Source organism: Pseudomonas sp. FYR_2, assembly GCF_043106425.1.
GTDB lineage: Bacteria > Pseudomonadota > Gammaproteobacteria > Pseudomonadales > Pseudomonadaceae > Aquipseudomonas > Aquipseudomonas monteilii.
On sequence record NZ_JBICMM010000016.1, the window covers coordinates 220,950 to 242,760 of the forward strand.

Sequence of the window (21,811 nt, forward strand, 5' to 3'; positions counted from 1 at the left end):
CAGCCGTGACCTCGTACCAGCACCTTCCGGAAAACGCCCCAGCCTCCCCCCCTCGCTACAAGCCCTACCCCGGCCCCGCCGGTGGCTGGGGCGCATTGCGCAGCGTGGCCAAGGCCTGGGTCGGCAGCGACAACGCGCTGAAGAACATTCGCGCCCTGCTCAAGACCAACCAGAACGGCGGCTTCGACTGCCCGGGCTGCGCCTGGGGCGACTCGCCGGAAAGCGGCATGGTCAAGTTCTGCGAGAACGGCGCGAAGGCGGTGAACTGGGAGGCGACCAAGCGCCGCGTGGATGCCGCCTTCTTTGCCCGTTACAGCGTCACCTCGCTGCTGCAACAGAGCGACTACTGGCTGGAGTACCAAGGCCGGTTGACCGAGCCAATGGTCTACGACGCCCCCAGCGATCGCTACCAACCCATCAGCTGGGATGCTGCCTTCGCCCTGATCGCCCGCGAGCTGAACAAACTGGCCAACCCTGACCAGGCCGAGTTCTATACCTCGGGGCGCGCCAGCAACGAAGCGGCCTACCTGTACCAGCTTTTCGTCCGTGCTTACGGCACCAACAACTTCCCCGACTGCTCGAACATGTGCCACGAAGCCAGTGGCGTTGCCCTGGGGCAGAGCATCGGGGTCGGCAAGGGCACCGTCACCTTTGACGACTTCGAGCATGCCGATGCGATTTTCGTCTGGGGCCAGAACCCGGGCACCAACCACCCACGCATGCTCGACCCGCTGCGCGATGCGGTGAAACGTGGCGCCCAGGTGGTGTGCATCAACCCGCTCAAGGAACGTGGCCTGGAGCGCTTCCAGCACCCGCAAAACCCGCTGGAGATGCTCACCAACAGCGACCGGCCGACCAACACCGCTTTCTTCCGCCCGGCGCTGGGCGGCGACATGGCGATGCTGCGTGGCATGGCCAAGTTCGTCCTGCAGTGGGAACGCGAGGCCCAGGCCAAAGGCGAGCCGGCCGTGTTCGACCATGCCTTTATCGCCGAACATGGCCACGGCGTCGACGAGTACCTGGCAGTGGTGGATGCCACACCCTGGGAACACATCCAGGCACAATCCGGCCTGACACTGGCGGATATCGAACTGGCCGCGCGCATGTACTGCCGTGGCAAACGGGTGATCATGTGCTGGGCGATGGGCATCACCCAGCACCGCCACTCGGTGCCGACCATCCAGGAAATCGTCAACCTGCAGATGCTGCGCGGCAACATTGGCGTACCAGGCGCAGGCTTGTGTCCGGTACGCGGGCACAGCAACGTGCAGGGTGACCGCACCATGGGCATCAACGAACGCCCACCGGTCGCGCTGCTGGATGCCATCGAAAAACGCTTCGGCTTCCCCGTACCGCGGCACAACGGCCACAACACCGTCGAAGCGATCCACGCCATGCTGGAGGGCCGATCCAAGGTCTTCATCGGCCTGGGCGGCAACTTCGCCCAGGCCACGCCGGATACCGAACGTACCGCCCAGGCGCTGCGCAACTGCGAACTGACCGTGCACATCAGCACCAAGCTCAACCGCAGCCACCTGGTGCATGGCAAGCAGGCGCTGATCCTGCCGTGCCTGGGCCGCACCGACATCGACCTGCAAGCCGACGGGCCGCAGGCGGTAACGGTGGAAGACTCGTTCAGCATGGTCCATGCCTCCAACGGCCAACTGAAACCCCTGTCGACGCACATGCGCTCGGAACCGGCAGTGGTAGCCGGCATTGCCGCCGCCACCCTGGGCAAGCAACCGGTGGACTGGCACTGGCTGGTGGCCGACTACGACCGTATTCGCGACCTGATCGGCGATACCATCGCGGGCTTCAGTCATTTCAACCAGCGCCTGCAACACCCCGGCGGCTTCTACCTGGGTAACAGCGCCGCCAGCCGCGAATGGAAGACCGGTACCGGCCGCGCCAACTTCAAGGCCAACCTGTTGCCAGATACGTTGCTCGACGAACGCGTGCGCGCCAGCGGCCAACTGCCAGATCTGATCATGCAGTCGATGCGTTCGCACGATCAGTACAACACCACCATCTACGGCCTGGACGACCGCTATCGTGGTGTGCGCGGCCAGCGCGAGGTGCTCTTCGCCAACGAAGCCGACATCATCCGCCTGGGCTTCCAGCCGGGGCAGAAAGTGGACATCGTCTCGTTGTGGGGGGATGAGCATGTGCGCCGGGTGCAGGGCTTCACGCTGCTGGCCTTCGACATCCCGGCCGGGCAGGCGGCGGCGTACTACCCCGAGGTGAACCCGCTGGTGCCGCTGGAGAGCATTGGCGATGGCAGCCATACGCCAACCTCGAAGTTCATCGCCATCAAACTGGAGCGGGCGCAGGACGACAGGCGTATCCTGTAAAAACGAAAAAAGCCCTGTTCCGTAACGGTTCAGGGCTTTGTCATAAAGGTCTCAGACAGCCATAAATCGATAAAGTTTCACAGCAAATACAGTAACTTAGAGAATTGTGTACAACTCGTGTTACTCGTCGGATTTCGTTTGCCAGCCACGCCGCTTAGCCTCAAATTCGCCTCGTCATCCTTATGAGGCTCTCTTGATGAAGAAGTACTCCTCGATTCTGTTGTTGTCTTTTAGCTTGCTCAGCGGCGTGGCCATGGCAGGCGGCACCACCGAGGCCGGCATTGGCGGCGCATTGGGTGGGGTACTGGGCTCAGTGGTGGGCAACTCCATCGGTGGTAGCACCGGTGGCGCCATTGGTGCCGGTCTTGGCGGCGCAGCCGGCGGTGCCTTGGGCGCCGACAAGCGCCAGCGCGGTGAGGCCGCTATCGGCGGCGCACTAGGCGCCGCAGGCGGTAACGTGGTCGGTCGCTCGGTGGGCGGCACCACCGGTAGCTACATTGGCGCGGCAGCCGGCGGTGGTGCCGGTGGCGCACTGGGTAACTACATGGGCAACAAGGCCGACGAAGACGAGCGCCACGAGAACCGCCGCTACCGTCGCGACTATGACGACCGTCGTCACTACGACCGTGGCCACCACTACGGCCACCGCAAGCACAAGCGCCACTGGCGCGACTAATGCCTGAGGGCCTCGCCCCGGCAACAAAAGCCCCGTCCCTGCCAGCGGGGCTTTTTTATGCCTGTGGTTCCAGCACCAGGCCGGACAGGATCACCTGCAGCGCCTCTGGCAGCGTCACAGGCCGGCCACTGGCCCGTTCGATGAACACCTGCACCACCGTGCCTGCCGCGCACGCCTCTGGTTCGCCCGGGCGGAACAGCGCCAGACGGTACTCCACCGTACTGCCCGCCAGGCGCGTTACACCCAAGCCCACCTCCAGCACATCCGGGAAGCCCGGCAGCGCGTAGAAGTCCGCCGCCGAACTGACCACGAAGGCCGCCAGTTCACCGTCACGCAGGTCCAGCTCGGCCTGCTCTACAAGAAACGCTTGAATGGCCGTCTCGAAGAAACCGTGCACGGTGGCGCCAGCGATATGGCCGTTCAGGTCGTTGTCCTGAGGGCGGGTAAGGATGGGGTGGAAGTGAGAGAAGGCAGTGCGCTGAGGGGATTCGGTCATCTGTCTGGCTCTTGTCTTCGCAATGGATGCTGACAGTGAAACAGAATTTCCGCACTTTGGCTGCCTGTGCGGGCCTCTTCGCGGGTAAACCTGCTCCCACAGGATTACCACTGCATTCAAGATATGCGCTGTACCTGTGGGAGCGGGTTTACCCGCGAAGAGGCCCGCGCAGGCAGTAGAAAACAAAAAGGCCACCCCAAGGGGCGGCCTTCTTGTTGCGGCTGGTTTCAGCTTACAGCTGTGGACCAGCAGCCTTGATGGCGTCAGAAACTTCGAACTTCTTGAAGTTTTCGATGAACAGCTTGGCCAGGCCTTTGGCGGCCTCGTCGTAGGCCGCTTTGTCAGCCCAGTTGGTGCGCGGGTTGAGCAGCTCGGTTTCAACGCCCGGAACGGCCTTCGGCACGTCCAGGTTGATGATGTCCAGGTGCTCGGTTTCAGCACCGACCAGCGCGCCGCTCTGGATCGCAGCGATCACGGCACGGGTAGTCGGGATGCTGAAGCGCTTGCCAACGCCGTAGCCACCGCCGGTCCAGCCGGTGTTGACCAGGTAGACCTTGGAGTTGAAGCCGTTGATACGCTTGATCAGCAGCTCAGCATACTCGCCAGCCGGGCGCGGGAAGAACGGTGCGCCGAAGCAGGTGGAGAAGGTCGACTTGATGCCGCCGCCCGAGCCCATTTCGGTCGAACCGACCAGCGCGGTGTAGCCGGACAGGAAGTGGTAGGCCGCCTGCTCGTTGTTCAGGATCGAAACGGGTGGCAGAACACCGGTCAGGTCGCAGGTCAGGAAGATGACTGCGTTAGGCTCGCCGCCCAGGTTCGCTTCGGAACGCTTGGCAACGTGCTCCAGCGGGTAGGCCGCACGGCTGTTCTGGGTCAGGCTGACATCGGTGTAGTCGGCGTGCTTGTTGGCGTCGAGCACGACGTTTTCCAGCACCGCACCGTGCTTGATGGCTTTCCAGATGACCGGCTCGTTCTTCTCGGACAGGTCGATGCACTTGGCGTAGCAGCCGCCTTCCATGTTGAAGACAACGCCTTCGCCCCAGCCGTGCTCGTCGTCACCGATCAGGTAACGGCTTTCGTCGGCCGACAGGGTGGTCTTGCCGGTGCCGGACAGGCCGAAGAACAGGGTCACATCGCCTGCTTCGCCGATGTTGGCGGCGCAGTGCATTGGCAGTACGTCGGCAGCCGGCAGCAGGAAGTTCTGCACCGAGAACATGGCTTTTTTCATTTCGCCGGCGTAGCGCATGCCTGCGATCAGCACTTTCTTCTGGGCAAAGTTGATGATCACGCAACCATCGGAGTTGGTGCCGTCACGCTCAGGCTCGCATACGAAGTTGGCGACGTTGAGGACCTGCCACTCGCCACGGCCAGCCGGGTTGTACTGCTCCGGGTTGATGAACAGGCAACGACCGAACAGGTTCTGCCAGGCAGTCTGGGTGGTCATCTTCACCGGTAGGTAGTGCTCGGCGGCCGCCCCTACGTGAACGTAGGAAACGAAGTGATCCTGGGCGTTGTTGAACGCCTCGACGCGGTCCCACAGGGCATCGAACTTGTCGGCCGGGAACTTGCGGTTGATCGGGCCCCAGGAAATGGCGTCCTGGGTGGAAGGTTCTTCGACGATGAAACGGTCAGCCGGCGAACGGCCAGTACGGTGACCAGTCTCCACGACCAGTGCACCAGTATCGGCTAGTACGCCTTCACCGCGTTGCAGCGCTTCTTTTACCAGCTCATCGACGCTCAGGTCGGTGTACACGGTGTTGTTGGCTTGCGTCATGAGATACCCCATCCGGCCCGAGGCCGAGTGCTCCAAACGTTTTGTAGTTGTCTTGAAAAAACTACTACAGCGAAAAAAGTGGCCGGATTATGCCAGAAACGCCCAAAAAAAGTAGGCCCCTCCTGTCGTAACCGCGCTTTTGCGCAATTCGACAGGAGATTTCCCTGCAATTAAACGTTTCAGTGACGAGTTTCTGAGGCTACGTCCGTGCCGCCACCGGCAAACAGTTGCGCCACATCGCTGGCATCGAAGAAATAGCGCTCGTTGCAGAACTGGCAATCGATCTCCACCGTCCCGCCGCATTCTTCCACCAACGCTTTGGCGTCGTGCTCACCCAGACTGACCAGCGCATTACCGGAGCGCTCGCGCGAGCAGCTGCAATTGAACCGCAGTGGCTGGATATCGAACAGGCGCACGGCGTCTTCGTGGTACAGGCGGTGCAGCAGGGTTTCGTTGTCTTCAACCCACTCTTCAGGTTTGAGGGTCTTGGCCAGAGCCACCACGTGCTGCCAGCTTTCTTCACGCTCTTCGTCGTCCGGCTGACGATCACGCGGCAGTTGCTGCAGCAGCAGGCCACGAGCCTTGCCGGCTTCGGCATTGAGCCAGAAGCGGGTATTGAGCTGTTGCGACTGAACGAAGTAGTTGGTGAAGCACTCCGACAGGTTGGCACCATCGAGGTCCACGGTGCCCTGGTAGCGCTGACCCTTGACCGGATCGATGGTCAGGGTCAGGTGGCCGTCGGGCATCAACTGCGACAGGGTGGCGTCTGCCGGAATCTGGTCTGCCTCGTAACGGGCCATGCCGCGGATGTCGCGGTCACCGGAGCATTCCACCATCAGCAGCGGAATCGGCCCTGCGGAACGCGCCTGCAGAATCAGCAAGCCATCGAACTTCAATGCCCCCACCAGCAAGGCAGTGGCGGCCATCAGTTCGCCGAGCAGCGCCTTGACCGGTTGAGGGTACTCATGACGCGCCAGCACCGCAGCGTAGCTGTCGTCGAGAGACACCCACTCGCCGCGCACATCGCGCTCGTCGAAGATGAAACGTTGGGTGAAATCGGTATCAGGCAAATCGCTCATAGGTTTTGGCTATCTAAAAATGATGACAAAATGGTTACAAGGGTTATCGAAGAACCTGCGAGAACCCGTGACAGAGCGCTCAGAAGGCGCTCCGATTCCTGTTTGCAATAGAGGTATTTTATGGACAATCGACCACTGTTCCAAGCAAGGTGGTCCTTGGGGCCATTGGCAGCCTGCACGCTGCTACCCATCGCTCTACTGTGTTTCTGGTTATGGCCCATTGGCCAGATCTTGTGCCTGACTTTCGACGAGTGGCTGTTCCACAGCCTGAATGCGCCGCTGGCCGACAGCACCACCTGGCGCTACATCTGGACCGTCGGCAGCCTGCGCCCGTTCGACATCGTTGTCGGCCTGATCCTTCTGGCGGTGCTTATCCGGGGCGACTGGGTGTTCAAGGCCGCTCAAGTTCGTCAGGCCTTTTTCGGCTTTCTGGTCACGCTACTCCTCTTAGTGGTGATTCGCGCGCTGTTTTCCAAGTGGGTGGATGCAGCCGGGTGGCAACACAAGAGCCCGTCGATGATGTTTGACGACGTCGTCCACCTCAGTGACTACTACCCGAACCTGGAGGCGGCCTGGGAGCTGAAAGACCGCTCCAGCAAGAGTTTCCCGGGGGATCACGCCTCGGTGTTGCTGATCTGGGCGCTGTTCATGAGCGTGTTCAGCCGCCGGCTGGTGCAGTACCTGGTGATCTGGGGGCTGGCGGTGCTGTTCATGTTGCCGCGCCTGGTGGCCGGCGCTCACTGGGGGCAGGATGACTACATCGGCGGGTTGCTGATGGCGGTGCTGGCGCTGGGCTGGAGCTATTACACGCCGCTGGCGGCCAAGGGTAGCGCAGCGTTGATGCGCTGGACCGCGCCGTTGTTCAACATCGCGGCCAAGCTACCGTTGGTCAGGCGATTGGCGGTTATCCGCTAAATCGTTGGGGCCGCATAGCGGCCCCATTCAATCAAAGCTCCCATGCAGCTGGTGAATCTGCCGGCGCTGCTTCTTGGTCGGTCGGCCATCGGTGGTCACGCCCATGGCCCCCGCCTTGCGCAACTCGGCCGCCTGCTCGCGCCGGCGCACACTTTCTTCGGTTTCCTCGTATAACGTCTGCGCCTCCGGCGCCCCACGCCGCACCACCGACAACGCCTTCACCACCACGGTGCGCTCGTCAAACCCGGTGCGCAGCACAAATTCGTCCCCCACACGCGGCTCCTTGCCCGGCTTGCAACGCTCGCCCCGGCAATGCACCTTGCCACTCTCGATCGCCGCCTTGGCCAGCGCCCGCGTCTTGTAGAAACGCGCCGCCCACAGCCACTTGTCCAGGCGAACCTTGTCGTCGTCTTCGGCTTTTTGTGCCATCCCGTTACCTCGAACACTGTGTTTCATCGAACTGTACTACCGTAACCAGCGGATGCAAAAAATCCCCGCCATGCTTACAGTTCACACCTCATTCGCAGGGTGCGCTTCGTGAAGACATTTGACCATTTGACTGTGATCGGCCTGCGCGAGTGGGTCGCCCTGCCTGACCTCGGCGTGGCTGGGTTGCGCGCCAAGATCGACACCGGCGCCAGCACCTCCAGCCTGCACGCCACCGAGGTGGAGCCCTTCGAGCGCGACGGCAAGCCCTGGGTTCGCTTCACTGCGCACCTGGGCTCGGTGGTACAACTGCGCCACCGCCGTTGTGAAGCACCGCTGGTGACCATGAAAACCATCAAGAGCTCCAACGGCCAGGCCCAGACCCGTTATGTCATCCGCACGTCACTGGCCCTGGGCGATGGTGTCTGGGAAGTGGAGTTCACTCTGGCCTGCCGCAAGAGCATGCGCTACCGCCTGTTGCTGGGTTCCAAGGCCCTGATTCACGGCCAGTTGGTGGTCAACCCTGGCCTGAAATACGTACAAGACAAACCGGCCTTTCCGGCCACTCTTTCTCCTGCCACAGGTGCTGCATGAAGATCGCTGTGCTGTCGCGCAATCCGCGTCTGTATTCCACCCGCCGCCTGGTCGAAGCCGGTACCCAGCGCGGTCACGAAATGGTGGTGATCGATACCCTGCGGGCCTACATGAACATTGCCAGCCACAAGCCGCAGATCCACTACCGCGGCAAGCCGCTGGAAGGTTTCGACGCGGTCATCCCGCGTATCGGCGCCTCGGTCACCTTCTACGGCTGCGCAGTCCTGCGCCAGTTCGAGATGATGGGGGTGTATCCGCTCAACGAGTCGGTGGCCATTGCCCGCTCGCGCGACAAACTGCGCTCGTTGCAGCTGTTGTCACGACGCGGCATTGGCCTGCCGATCACCGGTTTCGCTCATTCGCCGGACGATATCCCCGACCTGATCCAGATGGTCAATGGTGCCCCGCTGGTAATCAAAGTGCTGGAGGGTACCCAAGGCATTGGTGTGGTGCTGTGTGAAACCACCCAGGCGGCCGAGTCGGTGATCGAGGCGTTCATGGGCCTAAAGCAGAACATCATGGTTCAGGAATACATCAAGGAGGCCGGTGGCGCCGACATTCGCTGCTTCGTGGTGGGCGACAAAGTGATTGCCTCGATGAAGCGCCAGGCCAAGCCGGGTGAGTTCCGCTCCAACCTGCACCGGGGAGGCGTCGCCAGCCTGATCAAGATAACGCCTGAGGAGCGGATTACCGCGATTCGTGCAGCCAAGGTCATGGGGCTGAGCGTGGCGGGTGTGGATATCCTGCGTTCCAACCATGGGCCGCTGGTGATGGAGGTGAACTCGTCGCCGGGGCTGGAAGGGATTGAGGTGACCACCGGCAAGGACGTGGCCGGGATGATCATCGAGCATCTGGAGAAGAACGGCGGGCCTAATCAGACCCGGACCAAGGGTAAGGGCTGAGTTTGTGGGGCTGCGCTGCAGCCCCAGCAATTACACAGCATTGCGCGGTAACAACAACCCTAGCGGCAACCGCACCCGCGCTTCGATCCCACCACCGGACCGGTTGCGCAGCTCTACATTCCCGCCATGCTGCGCCGCGATCCTTTTGACGATCGCCAGCCCCAGCCCGGTGCCCTTGCCACCCCGCGCCCGGTCACCACGAATGAACGGGTTGAAGATGGTTTCCAGCTCCGATTCGTCGATCCCTGTACCACGGTCCAGCACGCTCAGCACCACATACGGCGCACTCTCGTCACCCGACACATAAGCCGCCACCTCGACCCCTTTGCCAGCGTGGTGCAGGGCGTTGCCGATCAGGTTGCCCAGCATGCGCTTGAGCGAAACCCGGCTCAGCGGAAATGGCGGAATAGGCTCCAGGCAAAGTCGCACACGTTCTTCCGGCTGGTTGTACGGCGCCACCACTTCGCGCACCAGGTCCGCCAGGTCGACCTCTTCTACCGGCTCGTCACGGCCATCGCGGATAAAGGCCAGGAACTGATCGAGGATCGCGTCCATGTCTTCGATATCGCGGACCATGTCGTCACTCAAATCGCTGTCGCTGTTCAGCAGTGACAGCGACAGGCGCAAACGGGTCAGCGGTGTGCGCAGGTCATGGGACACCCCGGCCAGCATCAGCTCACGCTCGCGTCCGGCCTGCTCGACGTCCTCGGCCATCTGGTTGAAGGCCTTGTACACCTCGGTCATTTCGCTGGGCGTGTCGCTGATCGGCAGGCGCACGCTGCGCCCCTGGCCCAGCTGACGAGCGGCGAACACCAGGCGCTTGAGCGGCTGGTTCAGCTGGCGAACGAAGATCCAGGCCGAGGCGGTGGACAAAAGGCCAATGGCCAGGAACCAGCCCAACACGTTCCAGATCTTCTGCCCGCGCAGCGGGTGTGGGTACAGCGGCACCTTCAGCCACCCGGGGCCCAGGCTGGGCGCATTGACCCACAACGCCGGTGGCGCATGAATGCGCAGCCGCACCTCGGTGTCCTCACCCAGTTCGGCCTGCATCTGCCGCTGGTAGATCTCGCTGTAGGGCCAGTGCTGTTCGCCCTCGGGCACACCCGAGCCGGTCACGCGGATAAGGCCAGCCGCCTCGGCAATCTTGTCGCGGTTTTCTTCATCGGCAGCCCAATAGGCACGCAAGGTCAGCGCCACACCGTGGCTGTACTGACGGTCGACCAGCACGTCCTCGTTCATCAGCAGGTAGACCAGGGTCAAGGCCTTGCTGAACAGGACCACGATCAACACCAGCCACAGGGTGCGGGCGAAGAAGCTTTGCGGAAACCAGAGCGGTGTTTTCATCGACGGCCAGGCATCATTTACCGGCGTTTCCGTCTGGCACGAACACGTAGCCCACGCCCCAGACGGTCTGGATGTAACGCGGCTTGGACGGGTCCGGCTCGATCATGCGGCGCAGACGCGAGATCTGCACGTCGATGGAGCGCTCCAGTGCATCCCACTCGCGGCCACGGGCCAGGTTCATCAGCTTGTCGCGGGTCAGCGGTTCGCGGGCGTGCATCACCAAGGCCTTGAGCACGGCGAACTCACCGGTGGTGAGCATGTGCACTTCATCGCCACGCTTGAGTTCGCGGGTAGCCAGCGACAGCTCGTAATCACCGAAAGTGACCGATTCGTCTTCGCTACCCGGTGCCCCCGGTACAGCGGGTGCCTGGCGGCGCAGCACGGCCTTGACGCGGGCCATCAGCTCGTCCGGGTTGAACGGCTTGCCCAGGTAGTCGTCGGCGCCCAGTTCCAGGCCTTTGATACGGCTCAACTCATCGCCTTTTGCGGTGAGCATGATGATCGGGATCTGGTTGTTCTGCTGGCGCAGGCGCTTGCACGCGGACAGGCCATCTTCGCCTGGCAGCATCAGGTCGAGCACCACCAGGTTGAACACCTCGCGTTGCAGCAGGCGGTCCATCTGTTCGGTGTTGGGCACCGCGCGGGCACGGTAGCCCTTGCTGGTGAAGAAACGTTCCAGCAGGCTGCTAAGCCCCGGGTCGTCGTCGACGATGAGAATCTTGTCACCTTCAGCGGTGTTTGCGGTGCCGGTCATGAATAACTCCTCTGATATCGCCGCGCATTATGGCGTAGCCATTGCTGCACGTTGCGTGAGCATTGTTAGCAGATTTTTCCCCGGGCGCCAGTTCCGGCTGGCCGGGCGCCATCACCGCAAGCCGTTTGCGATGGGTATAATGCGCGGCTTTCATCCAGCGCCACCGGGCGAAAAGCCCACAGGCGACCCCCGTATTCACAAATGTCAGGTGGTTTACATGGACAGCATCAACAGCCGTATCGCCGAGGAACTGGGCGTACGCCCCCAGCAGGTCGAGGCGGCCGTGGGCCTGTTGGACGAAGGCTCGACCGTGCCTTTCATCGCCCGTTATCGCAAGGAAGTGACCGGTAGCCTGGACGACACCCAACTGCGCCATCTGGAAGAGCGCCTGCGTTACCTGCGCGAACTCGACGAGCGCCGCGCCAGCATCCTGTCCAGCATCGAGGAACAAGGCAAGCTCACCCCGGAGCTGGCCCGCGAGATCAAGCTGGCCGACACCAAGACCCGCCTCGAAGACCTGTACCTGCCGTACAAGCAAAAACGCCGCACCAAGGGCCAGATCGCCCTGGAAGCCGGCCTGGGCGAGCTGGCCGACGGCCTGTTCAACGACCCGACCCTGGCACCGGAAAGCGAAGCCGCACGCTTCGTCAACGCCGAAAAAGGCGTGGCCGACGTCAAGGCTGCGCTGGAAGGCGCCAAGTACATCCTCATGGAGCGTTTCGCCGAAGACGCCTCGCTGCTCGAAAAACTGCGCAACTTCCTCAAGCAGGAGTCGGTGCTCAGCGCTCGCGTGGTAGCGGGCAAGGAAGAAGAAGGCGCCAAGTTCCGCGACTACTTCGCCCACGACGAACTGCTGCGCACCGCCCCGTCGCACCGCGCCCTGGCGATCTTCCGCGGGAGAAACGAAGGCGTGCTGAGTGCCTCGCTGAAAGTCGGCGAAGAGCTGCCTGGCACCCTGCACCCGTGCGAAGTGATGATCGGCAACCACGTCGGCATCGAAAACCGCAGCCGCCCGGCCGACAAGTGGCTGGGTGAAGTGGTGCGCTGGACCTGGAAGGTCAAGCTGTACACCCACCTGGAAACCGACCTGTTCGGCGAGTTGCGCGACAACGCCGAAGGCGAGGCGATCAACGTGTTCGCCCACAACCTGCACGACCTGCTGTTGGCCGCCCCGGCCGGCCCGCGCGCCACCCTGGGCTTCGACCCGGGCCTGCGCACCGGCTGCAAGATCGCCGTGGTCGATGCCACCGGCAAGCTGCTGGACCACACCACGGTCTACCCGCACGCGCCGAAAAACGACTGGGACCGCACCCTTTCCATCATGGCCGCGCTGTGCGCCAAGCACTCGGTGGAGCTGGTCGCCATCGGCAACGGCACCGCCAGCCGCGAAAGCGACAAGCTGGTGGCCGAACTGGTCAAAAAATACCCAGCGCTGAAAATTACCAAAATCATGGTCTCCGAAGCCGGCGCTTCGGTGTACTCGGCATCGGAACTGGCCGCCCGCGAGTTCCCTGACCTGGATGTGTCGATCCGTGGCGCCGTGTCGATCGCCCGCCGCCTGCAGGACCCACTGGCAGAGCTGGTGAAGATCGACCCGAAATCCATCGGTGTCGGCCAGTACCAGCACGACGTGTCCCAGTTGAAACTGGCGCGTGGCCTGGATGCCGTGGTCGAGGACTGCGTGAACGCCGTGGGCGTGGACGTGAACACCGCTTCGGTGGCGCTGCTGACCCGTATCTCTGGCCTCAACGCCACGCTGGCACAGAACATCGTCGCCCATCGCGATGCCAACGGCCCGTTCGCCACGCGTGCAGCGCTGAAAAAGGTCAGCCGCCTCGGTGAGAAAACCTTCGAACAAGCCGCTGGCTTCCTGCGTGTGATGAACGGCGACAACCCGCTGGACGCCTCCGCAGTGCACCCCGAGGCCTACCCGCTGGTGCAACGCATTGCCGCCGACACCGACCGCGACATCCGTTCGCTGATCGGCGACAGCAGCTTCCTCAAGCGCCTGGACCCAAAAAAGTTCACCGACGAAACCTTCGGCCTGCCGACCGTCACCGACATCCTGCAGGAGCTGGACAAACCGGGCCGCGACCCACGCCCCGAGTTCAAGACCGCCACCTTCCAGGACGGCGTAGAAGACCTCAAGGACCTGGAGCCGGGCATGATCCTCGAAGGCGTGGTCACCAACGTCACCAACTTTGGCGCCTTCGTCGACATCGGCGTGCACCAGGACGGCCTGGTGCACATCTCGGCGCTGTCGGAAAAGTTCGTCAAGGACCCGCGTGAAGCGGTCAAGGCCGGCGACGTGGTCAAGGTCAAGGTCATGGAAGTGGACATCCCGCGTAAACGCGTCGGCCTGTCCATGCGCATGAGCGACACACCGGGCGAAAAGGTCGAAGGCAACCGCGGCGGCAACCGTGGCAATAGCGGCAACCGTCAGCAGCAGGCGCCGCGCCAGCGTGAGACCGCCACTGCCGCTCCGGCCAACAACGCCATGGCCGCCCTGTTCGCCAACGCCAAGCAGTTGAAGAAGAAGTGATGGACGTACCACGCGAATACGTCGAAAGCGCCTTCAGCCAACTGCTGGGCTGCCGCCTGCAACGCCTGGAAACAGGCGTTGCAGAGGTGGCCCTGGCGCTTGAGCCGCACTTGCGCAACCGTGGCCAGAAGCTCCACGGCGGGGCAATCTTCAGCCTGGTGGACATCGCGATGGGCCTGGCCTGCTCGGCCAGCCATGGCTTTGACCAGCAAAGCGTCACCATCGAGTGCAAGATCAACTACATGCGCGCCGTCAGTGATGGCGAAGTGCTGTGCACCGCCCGTGTGCTGCACGCCGGGCGGCGTACCCTGGTGGTCGACGCCGACGTAGTCCAGGGCGACAAGCTGGTGGCAAAAGCGCAAGGAACCTTCGCGGTTCTCTAGCTCACCAAGCTGTATCTGCGGTATTTTCAGCAGTGCGCTGGCACTGCTGGAACCGCGTAAACCAGGCGACAACGCCAGTTCCTTTCTTCCTACCCTTGTAGACCGTTATCTCTACCCCCATATTGGGGCGACTGACGCGTGAAGGAATACATCTTGAGCGACCTCCTCAACCGCCGCCTGAGCCTGCTCGGCGCCAATCTCCCCCTGCTCAAGCAGTGCCTGCACGGTATTGAGCGCGAATGCCTGCGCGTGACCGACGAAGGTCGCCTGGCCCAGACCCCGCACCCGGAAGCTTTGGGGTCGGCGCTGACCAACGAGCAGATCACTACCGACTATTCCGAGTCGCTGCTGGAGTTCATCACGCCAGCCCTGCCCGACCCGGCCAAGGTACTCGAAAGCCTCGAGCAGACCCACCGCTTCGTCTACAGCAAGCTGGGCGACGAATACCTGTGGAGCCCGTCGATGCCGTGCACGCTGCCGGCCGAGGAGGACATCCCGATTGCCGAGTACGGCACCTCGAACATCGGCAAGCTCAAGCACGTCTACCGCAAGGGCCTGGCCCTGCGCTACGGCCGCACCATGCAGTGCATCGCCGGTATCCATTACAACTTCTCGCTGCCCGAGGCCCTGTGGCCGCTGCTGCGCGAAGCCGAAGGCAGCACTGAAGACAACCGCGACTACCAGTCGTCGGCCTATATCGCCCTGATCCGCAACTTCCGCCGCTACAGCTGGCTGCTGATGTACCTGTTCGGCGCTTCGCCGGCCCTGGACAAAGGCTTCCTGCGTGGCCGCCCGCACCAGCTCGAAGAGCTGGATGCCGAAACCCTGTTCCTGCCCTATGCCACCAGCCTGCGCATGAGCGACCTGGGCTACCAGAGCAACGCCCAGGCCGGCCTCACGCCGTGCTACAACAACCTGGCCAGCTACACCGATAGCCTGCGCAAGGCCGTGGGCACGCCCTACCCGCCGTACGTAGAAGTCGGTACCCACGTGGACGGCGAGTGGGTGCAGCTGAACACCAACATCCTGCAGATCGAGAACGAGTACTACTCGAACATCCGCCCCAAGCGGGTTACCTACACCGGCGAACGGCCGATCCAGGCCCTGACCTCGCGTGGCGTGCAGTACGTGGAAGTGCGTTGCCTGGACATCAACCCGTTCCTGCCCGTGGGCATCGACCTGACCGAGGCGCGCTTCCTTGATGCGTTCCTGCTGTTCTGCGCACTGGAAGACAGCCCGCAGCTGGACAACGGCGAATGCGGCCAGTGCACCAGCAACTTCCTGACCGTGGTCAAGGAAGGCCGTCGCCCGGGCCTGGCGCTGCATCGCGATGGCCAGCCAATCAGCTTGAAAGATTGGGCCAGCGAGCTTATCGGGCGTATCCGGCCACTGGCCGACCTGCTCGACCAGGCGCAAGGCGTTGACGAGCACGCCAAAGCCCTGGATGCCCAGCAAGCCAAGGTTGACGACGCTTCGCTGACACCGTCGGCCCAGGTGCTGGCACGCATGACCGAACACGACGAAACCTTCGTCCAGTTCTCCCTGCGCCAAAGCCGGATCCACGCCGAAACGTTCCGCGAACAGCCCCTGAACAACGAGCAGCAACAGGCGTTCGAAACACTGGCCCGTGAATCGCTCGCCAAGCAATCGGAGCTGGAACAGGAAGAAGTCGGTGACTTCGACCTGTTCGTCGGTGCCTACCAGGCCAGCATCCTGGCGATCAGCAACTGATGACCCGTACCGCCACCCCGCGCAAGCCGCGCGCCAGCAGCCAGGCCAGGATCGAAGCGATCCTGACGGCTGCACGCGAGTTGCTGGCAGAGCAAGGGGTGGCGGCACTGTCCATCTACAGCGTGGCCGAACGGGCACAGATTCCGCCGTCGTCGGTGTATCACTTCTTCGCCAGTGTGCCAGCGTTGCTGGAAGCACTGACTGCCGACGTACACCGGGCCTTTCGCGAAGCACTGAGTGCACCGATCGATAGCAGCGCGTTCAGCACTTGGCACGAACTCTCACGGCTCATCGAAGAACGCATGCTTTGTATCTATAACGAAGATGCGGCGGCGCGGCAGCTGATCCTGGCCCAGCATGGGCTGAGCGAAGTGGTGCAGGCCGATCGGCAGCACGACATGGAACTGGGCGACTTGATGCACAAGTTGTTCGACCAGCATTTTCACCTGCCGGTGATGCCACTGGATATGGATGTGTTTGCGTTGGCCATGGAACTGAGCGACCGGGTGTATGCGCGATCGGTGCAGTTGCACGAAGCGATCACCCCGCGCATGGCCGAAGAAGGCAAGCGGGTGTTCGAGGCGTATCTGGGGTTGTACCTGCCGCCGTTTCTGGCCAAGCGTTCAGGCTGAAATTGTTAGGGCTGCGAAGCAGCCCCGATATCGAGCAGCAGCATCACAGCTTGGCGATAGACACTTCAGTCGACTTCACGAAGGCAATCACTTCGCTGCCAACCTGCAACTCCAGCTCCTTCACAGAACGGGTGGTGATGACCGAAGTCACGATACCCGAGGCGGTCTGTACGTCGATTTCCGACAGTACCGGGCCTTCGAGGATTTCTTTCACGGTGCCTTTGAACTGGTTGCGGACGTTGATGGCTTTGATAGTCATGAGTTGATTCCTTCTCTATGGCTTCAGTCTGGTAAGTGAGTGAGTCAGTGCGCCCAACGCAACTGCGTGGGCAGAGGGGCTACAGGGTCCGGCTCGGGCGCAGTGCCCGGGGCCGACAGAACACGGTTGAGCACTTCGCTTTCCAGCGCGGCCAGGCGGTGCGAACCACGCGCCCGGGGCCGTGCCAGGTCGACAGTAAGGTCGAGCCCGACCTCGCCGTCCTCGATCAAAATCACCCGGTCAGCGACGGCAACGGCTTCGCTGACATCGTGGGTGACCAACAGCACGGTGAAGCCATGCTGACGCCACAGGCGCTCGATCAATTGCTGCATCTCGATACGGGTCAATGCATCCAGCGCACCCAGCGGCTCATCCAGCAGCAGCAGGCGTGGCTGGTGAATCAAGGCGCGGGCCAAGGCCACGCGCTGCTTCTGGCCACCCGAGAGGGCTGCCGGCCATTCATTGGCGCGATCAGCCAGGCCCACCGCCTCCAGCGCTTCCAGCGCACGTGGGCGCCAGTCACCAGACAGGCCCAGGCCAACGTTGTCGATCACCTTCTTCCAAGGCAGCAGGCGTGCGTCCTGGAACATCAGGCGGGTTTCCTCACGGGCCTCTTCCAGCGGCGCAGCACCGGCCAGCAGTTGGCCGGCGGTGGGTTGATCGAGCCCGGCCAGCAGGCGCAGCAAGGTGCTCTTGCCGCAGCCGCTGCGGCCAACGATGGCAACGAACTGGCCGGCCGGAATGTGCAGGTCGATACCTTTCAGCACTTCGCGCTGGCCAAAGGTCTTGCGCAGGCCATTGGAGGCCAGCGGGATGCCACGCAACAGGCGAGGTGGCTGTTCCTTGAGCACGGTCATGCACCCTCCTTCCTGGCTACTTGATAGGCCGGGTGCCAGCGCAGCCACACACGCTCCAGGCCGCGAGCGGCGAGGTCGGCGAGCTTGCCAAGCACGGCGTACAGGACGATGGCCAGTACCACCACGTCGGTCTGCAGGAACTCACGGGCATTCATTGCCAGGTAACCGATGCCGGCGTTGGCCGAGATGGTTTCCGCCACGATCAAGGTCAGCCACATGAAGCCCAGCGCAAAGCGCACACCCACCAGAATCGATGGCAGCGCCCCGGGCAGGATCACCTGGCGGAACAGGCTGAAGCCGGACAAGCCATAGCTGCGCGCCATTTCCACCAATGCCGGGTCGACATTACGAATGCCGTGGTAGGTGTTCAGGTAAATCGGGAACAACGTGCCCAGCGCGACCAGGAAAATCTTTGCCGACTCGTCGATACCGAACCACAGGATCACCAGCGGGATCAGTGCCAGGTGCGGCACGTTGCGGATCATCTGCACCGAGCTGTCGAGCAGGCGTTCGCCCCAGTTCGACAAGCCGGTGATGAACCCCAGCACCAGGCCGATGCTGCCGCCGATGACGAAGCCCAGGCCGGCACGCCAACCGCTGATGGCCAGGTGGGTCCAGATTTCGCCGCTGCGCACCAGCTCGACACCCGCGCTGATCACAGCGCTGGGTGCCGGCAGAATGCGCGTCGACAGCCAGCCAGCGCTGACCGCTAACTGCCAGGCTGCCAACAGCAGCACCGGCAGCGCCCACGGCGCCAGGCGCTGGGCCAGGTTGGAGGAAGTTGCACGACTCATGGCCCGGCCCTCAGCTCTGCGACACGGACTTGGGCAGGATGTCGTTGGCTACCATCTCGCCGAACGGGCTTACGTAGCCGCCGGTTTTCGGTTGCTCCGGGCGTTGTACATCGAGGTGCGGGAACAGCAGCTCAGCAACCCGGTACGACTCTTCCAGGTGTGGGTAACCCGAGAAGATGAAGGTATCGATACCCAGATCGGCGTATTCCTTCACCCGTGCTGCCACAGTCGGGCCATCGCCCACCAGTGCGGTACCGGCGCCGCCACGCACCAGGCCAACACCCGCCCACAGGTTGGGGCTGACTTCCAGGTTGTCGCGGTTGCCGCCATGCAAGGCAGCCATGCGCTGCTGGCCCACCGAGTCAAAGCGCGCCAGCGAGGCCTGGGCACGGGCGATGGTGTCATCGTCCAGATGCGAAATCAGCTTGTCGGCAGCGGCCCAGGCCTCTTCGTTGGTTTCCCGCACGATCACATGCAGGCGGATACCGAAGCGTACTTCTCGGCCTTGAGCGGCCGCTTTTTCGCGCACCTGGGCAATTTTTTCGGCAACGGCTGCCGGTGGCTCACCCCAGGTCAGGTACAGCTCGACCTGCTCGGCGGCCAGGTCCTGTGCTGCCTCGGACGAGCCGCCGAAATACAGCGGAGGACGTGGTTGCTGAATCGGTGGGTAGAGCAGCTTGGCGCCCTTCACCTGAATGTGTTTGCCGTCGTAATCGACGTTTTCGCCTTCAAGCACCTTGCGCCAGATACGGGTGAATTCGACCGAGGCTTCGTAGCGCTCTTCATGGCTCAGGTGCAGGCCATCACCGGCCAGTTCGTCCGGGTCGCCACCGGTTACCAGGTTGAACAGGGCACGGCCATTGGACAGGCGATCCAGCGTTGCCGCCTGGCGTGCTGCCACGGTTGGCGAAATGATGCCTGGGCGCAGGGCCACCAGGAATTTCAGTCGCTGGGTCACAGGGATCAGCGACGCGGCCACCAGCCAGGAGTCCTCGCAGGAGCGCCCGGTGGGGATCAGCACCCCGCCAAAACCCAGACGGTCAGCGGCTTGGGCGATCTGCTGCAGGTAACCGTGGTCGACCGCACGGGCGCCGTCGGAAGTGCCCAGGTACTTGCCGTCACCGTGGGTTGGGAGGAACCAGAAAATGTTAAGGCTCATTGGAGTTGTCTCCTCAAGGGTGGCTCAAGCCAGGGCGACGCCCCGGCACAGGCGAATCAATCAAGGCGCGCTAGCGACCTTGGCCGGGGGTGTCCAGATCACGTCCTTGATGCTCAGTGGCTTGGGTATCAGCTTGAGCGCCTGGAAGGTGTCGGCGATTTTCTGTTGTGCGGCCACGACCTCGGGGGTGAGCGGCGCTGCACCGTAGCCTTGGCGTTTGACCGAGGTCAGGGTGATGTCGGCGGGCAGGCCGAGCAGCGGTGCGACCTGGTCGGTCACTTCTTGCGGGTTGGCCTGGGACCACTCGCCCACGGCGCGCACTTCCTCGATCACGGTGTTGATCACCGCCGGGTGCCGGGTGGCGTAGTTGCGGGTGGCCAGGTAGAACTGGTGGTTGTCGACCAGGCCCTTGCCATCACGCAGGGTGCGGGCCTGCAACTGTTGCTCGGCGGCGGCCTGGTACGGGTCCCAGATGACCCAGGCATCCACACTGCCCCGCTCGAAGGCGGCGCGGGCATCGGCGGGTGGCAGGTAGACGGGCTGGATGTCGCTGTACTTCAGGCCGGCATCTTCCAGCGCGCGCACCAACAGGTAGTGAACGTTCGAGCCTTTGTTGAGGACGACTTTCTTGCCCTTGAGGTCTTTCACCGACTGGATAGCTGAGCCTTTCGGCACCAGGATCGCCTCGCTGTGGGGTGCTGGCGGCTCGTAAGCCACATACAGCAGGTCGGCACCGGCAGCCTGGGCGAATACAGGCGGGGTCTCGCCGGTTACGCCAAAATCGATGGAGCCGACATTCAGCCCTTCAAGCAGCTGCGGTCCACCGGGGAACTCGGTCCACTGCACCTGCACGCCCTGCTCTGCCAGGCGCTTTTCCAGCGTGCCCTTGGCCTTGAGCAGCACCAGGGTGCCGTATTTCTGGTAACCGATACGCAGGCTTTCGGCCTGGGCTTGGGTAATGGCGCCGAAGGACACAGCCGCCGCAAACAGGGCGACCAGACCGCGACGCAAGAAGACTGTGCGCATGGCGCTCTCCTGTACGTTTGGGTTCGGGTTGCACCTGCTTGCCTCGTTGTCGGGCGAGTAAGGTGGTGAAGCGGGTTGGGCCGGTCAGATGCTCCAGCGAGCGCTGATCAGGCGTTCATTCAGTACGCCGGGGGCCACGGGGCGTGGCCGACGGGCCAGGGCAACGTGGAAGGTTTCCAGCGAGTCCAGCAGGCGTTCTTCCAGTGCCGGTACCAACTGCGCGGGCTTCGTGCCGTCTGCGTAAGACACCTGACTGTCGTCGGCGAAGATCCCTTGCAGGGTCTCTTGTGCCTTGAGTGCCGACAGCACGGGTTTCAATGCGTAATCCACCGCCAGCATGTGGGCGATGCTGCCACCGGTGGCGATTGGCAATACGATCTTGTGCGCCAGGGCGCGTTCGGGCAGCAGGTCGAGCAGTGTTTTCAGTGCACCGGCAAACGACGCCTTGTACACCGGAGTGGAAACGATCAGGCCATCGGCCTGGGCTACCAGCTGTTGGAAGTGCTGCACATGCGGGCTGTCGAAACGGGCATGCAGCAGGTCTTCGGCGGGGAAGTCACGTACCTGGAACGTCACCACTTCAACGCCACGGCCCTGCAGCCACTGGCGCGAACGCTCAAGCAGCACGCCGGAGCGTGAACGAGGACTTGGGCTACCACCGATTGAGACGACCAGCATTGCAGCGCTTCCTTGTGTTCTGTTGAGGGAGACATTAACAGCTGCTACATATATCTAGAAATCATATTTTTTCATTTGTTTATTCTTTTTAGATACAAGACTTGAGGGTTGTAGGAGGGCGTACATCGAGCGCCGCCCGCGCGGCGCATCGCGAGCTGTGCTCGCTCCTACGTTTGTTTCGGGCCAGTAACGCCTGTGACAGGCGCGCGCGACCGCCTAGTTCATACGACGCGATATCGAGACATACACCAAAGCGTTCGCGCTCAAATTCCACAGGAATAATTGGCCCGAAACAAACGTAGGAGCGAGCACAGCTCGCGATGCGCCGCGCGGGCGGCGCTCGATCTCACAGGCACCAAAAATCTATAGGCATAAAAAAGGGCCGTCGAAACGGCCCGAAAATCCCTGCTTGGCTAAGAGCAATGCAACGAGGAATCCG

At 62.6% G+C, this 21,811-nt stretch carries 21 protein-coding genes; 9 read left to right on the forward strand and 12 right to left on the reverse strand.

Going from position 1 to position 21,811, the window contains the following annotated elements:
- Positions 1-5 precede the first annotated feature (5 nt).
- Positions 6-2,351 carry an FdhF/YdeP family oxidoreductase gene (locus ACF8R4_RS07010; protein ID WP_104833625.1) on the forward strand — a complete coding sequence of 782 codons (2,346 nt, stop codon included), beginning with the start codon at positions 6-8 and terminating at the stop codon, positions 2,349-2,351.
- Between the two features lie 196 nt (positions 2,352-2,547).
- Positions 2,548-3,027: a glycine zipper domain-containing protein gene (locus ACF8R4_RS07015; RefSeq protein ID WP_060501250.1), complete on the forward strand. Its 480-nt coding sequence runs from the start codon at positions 2,548-2,550 to the stop codon at positions 3,025-3,027.
- A gap of 55 nt (positions 3,028-3,082) precedes the next feature.
- Here the strand turns inward: ACF8R4_RS07015 and ACF8R4_RS07020 are convergent, their stop codons facing one another.
- The 3 genes from ACF8R4_RS07020 to hslO all read right to left on the reverse strand — a co-directional run bounded on the left by ACF8R4_RS07020 (position 3,083) and on the right by hslO (position 6,376).
- Positions 3,083-3,523 (reverse strand): thioesterase family protein, encoded by a 441-nt coding sequence (locus ACF8R4_RS07020; RefSeq protein ID WP_060501251.1) that lies wholly within the window; start codon positions 3,521-3,523, stop codon positions 3,083-3,085.
- A 232-nt stretch (positions 3,524-3,755) separates the two neighbouring features.
- On the reverse strand, positions 3,756-5,297 hold the full coding sequence (locus ACF8R4_RS07025) for a phosphoenolpyruvate carboxykinase (RefSeq protein WP_060501253.1): 1,542 nt from the start codon (positions 5,295-5,297) through the stop codon (positions 3,756-3,758).
- A 179-nt stretch (positions 5,298-5,476) separates the two neighbouring features.
- Positions 5,477-6,376: an Hsp33 family molecular chaperone HslO gene (gene hslO / locus ACF8R4_RS07030; RefSeq protein ID WP_060501256.1), complete on the reverse strand. Its 900-nt coding sequence runs from the start codon at positions 6,374-6,376 to the stop codon at positions 5,477-5,479.
- 120 nt (positions 6,377-6,496) lie between these two features.
- Between hslO and ACF8R4_RS07035 the strand changes: the two genes are divergently transcribed.
- A complete protein-coding gene (locus ACF8R4_RS07035; protein WP_019096895.1) occupies positions 6,497-7,291 on the forward strand; it encodes a phosphatase PAP2 family protein in 795 nt (264 codons plus the stop codon).
- Positions 7,292-7,318: 27 nt separating this feature from the next.
- Here ACF8R4_RS07035 and ACF8R4_RS07040 read toward each other — a convergent pair whose 3' ends face one another.
- The gene (locus ACF8R4_RS07040) at positions 7,319-7,720 is read right to left on the reverse strand and encodes an RNA-binding S4 domain-containing protein (protein ID WP_060501258.1); all 402 of its coding nucleotides are present in this window, start codon (positions 7,718-7,720) and stop codon (positions 7,319-7,321) included.
- Positions 7,721-7,894: 174 nt separating this feature from the next.
- On the opposite strand from ACF8R4_RS07040, the gene ACF8R4_RS07045 reads away from it, so the two are divergent.
- Positions 7,895-8,311 carry an ATP-dependent zinc protease gene (locus ACF8R4_RS07045; RefSeq protein WP_232905545.1) on the forward strand — a complete coding sequence of 139 codons (417 nt, stop codon included), beginning with the start codon at positions 7,895-7,897 and terminating at the stop codon, positions 8,309-8,311.
- Complete coding sequence (gene rimK / locus ACF8R4_RS07050) at positions 8,308-9,213, forward strand: 30S ribosomal protein S6--L-glutamate ligase (RefSeq protein ID WP_060501259.1); 906 nt, start codon at positions 8,308-8,310, stop codon at positions 9,211-9,213. The genes ACF8R4_RS07045 and rimK overlap by 4 nt, the downstream gene beginning before the upstream one ends.
- A 30-nt stretch (positions 9,214-9,243) precedes the next feature.
- Here rimK and ACF8R4_RS07055 read toward each other — a convergent pair whose 3' ends face one another.
- Positions 9,244-10,557 carry an ATP-binding protein gene (locus ACF8R4_RS07055; RefSeq protein ID WP_392491989.1) on the reverse strand — a complete coding sequence of 438 codons (1,314 nt, stop codon included), beginning with the start codon at positions 10,555-10,557 and terminating at the stop codon, positions 9,244-9,246.
- 13 nt (positions 10,558-10,570) lie between these two features.
- On the reverse strand, positions 10,571-11,311 hold the full coding sequence (gene ompR, locus ACF8R4_RS07060) for a two-component system response regulator OmpR (protein ID WP_016484407.1): 741 nt from the start codon (positions 11,309-11,311) through the stop codon (positions 10,571-10,573).
- Between the two features lie 217 nt (positions 11,312-11,528).
- On the opposite strand from ompR, the gene ACF8R4_RS07065 reads away from it, so the two are divergent.
- From ACF8R4_RS07065 to ACF8R4_RS07080, 4 genes are all read left to right on the forward strand, one after another.
- Complete coding sequence (locus tag ACF8R4_RS07065) at positions 11,529-13,853, forward strand: Tex family protein (protein WP_182408714.1); 2,325 nt, start codon at positions 11,529-11,531, stop codon at positions 13,851-13,853.
- Positions 13,853-14,236 carry a PaaI family thioesterase gene (locus ACF8R4_RS07070; RefSeq protein ID WP_003257433.1) on the forward strand — a complete coding sequence of 128 codons (384 nt, stop codon included), beginning with the start codon at positions 13,853-13,855 and terminating at the stop codon, positions 14,234-14,236. Before ACF8R4_RS07065 ends, ACF8R4_RS07070 begins: the two co-directional genes overlap by 1 nt.
- Positions 14,237-14,389: 153 nt before the next feature.
- Entirely contained in the window at positions 14,390-15,967 is a 1,578-nt protein-coding gene (gene gshA / locus ACF8R4_RS07075; RefSeq protein WP_156867783.1) for a glutamate--cysteine ligase, read from the forward strand.
- The gene (locus ACF8R4_RS07080; RefSeq protein ID WP_156867784.1) at positions 15,967-16,599 is read left to right on the forward strand and encodes a TetR/AcrR family transcriptional regulator; all 633 of its coding nucleotides are present in this window, start codon (positions 15,967-15,969) and stop codon (positions 16,597-16,599) included. The genes gshA and ACF8R4_RS07080 overlap by 1 nt, the downstream gene beginning before the upstream one ends.
- Before the next feature lie 43 nt (positions 16,600-16,642).
- On the opposite strand, the gene ACF8R4_RS07085 is transcribed toward ACF8R4_RS07080, so the two are convergent.
- The 6 genes from ACF8R4_RS07085 to ssuE all read right to left on the reverse strand — a co-directional run bounded on the left by ACF8R4_RS07085 (position 16,643) and on the right by ssuE (position 21,372).
- Positions 16,643-16,858 carry a molybdopterin-binding protein gene (locus ACF8R4_RS07085; protein ID WP_008095172.1) on the reverse strand — a complete coding sequence of 72 codons (216 nt, stop codon included), beginning with the start codon at positions 16,856-16,858 and terminating at the stop codon, positions 16,643-16,645.
- 44 nt (positions 16,859-16,902) lie between these two features.
- The gene (ssuB, locus tag ACF8R4_RS07090; RefSeq protein WP_019096900.1) at positions 16,903-17,715 is read right to left on the reverse strand and encodes an aliphatic sulfonates ABC transporter ATP-binding protein; all 813 of its coding nucleotides are present in this window, start codon (positions 17,713-17,715) and stop codon (positions 16,903-16,905) included.
- Positions 17,712-18,509, reverse strand: a complete 798-nt coding sequence (gene ssuC / locus ACF8R4_RS07095; RefSeq protein ID WP_392491991.1) for an aliphatic sulfonate ABC transporter permease SsuC — start codon at positions 18,507-18,509, stop codon at positions 17,712-17,714. The genes ssuB and ssuC overlap by 4 nt, the downstream gene beginning before the upstream one ends.
- Positions 18,510-18,519: 10 nt before the next feature.
- Positions 18,520-19,668, reverse strand: coding sequence for an FMNH2-dependent alkanesulfonate monooxygenase (ssuD, locus tag ACF8R4_RS07100; protein WP_060501273.1), 1,149 nt, complete (start codon positions 19,666-19,668; stop codon positions 18,520-18,522).
- Positions 19,669-19,728: 60 nt separating this feature from the next.
- Positions 19,729-20,694, reverse strand: a complete 966-nt coding sequence (locus ACF8R4_RS07105; RefSeq protein WP_060501275.1) for a sulfonate ABC transporter substrate-binding protein — start codon at positions 20,692-20,694, stop codon at positions 19,729-19,731.
- Positions 20,695-20,778: 84 nt separating this feature from the next.
- Positions 20,779-21,372 (reverse strand): NADPH-dependent FMN reductase, encoded by a 594-nt coding sequence (ssuE, locus tag ACF8R4_RS07110; protein WP_156867788.1) that lies wholly within the window; start codon positions 21,370-21,372, stop codon positions 20,779-20,781.
- Between the last annotated feature and the right edge of the window lie 439 nt (positions 21,373-21,811).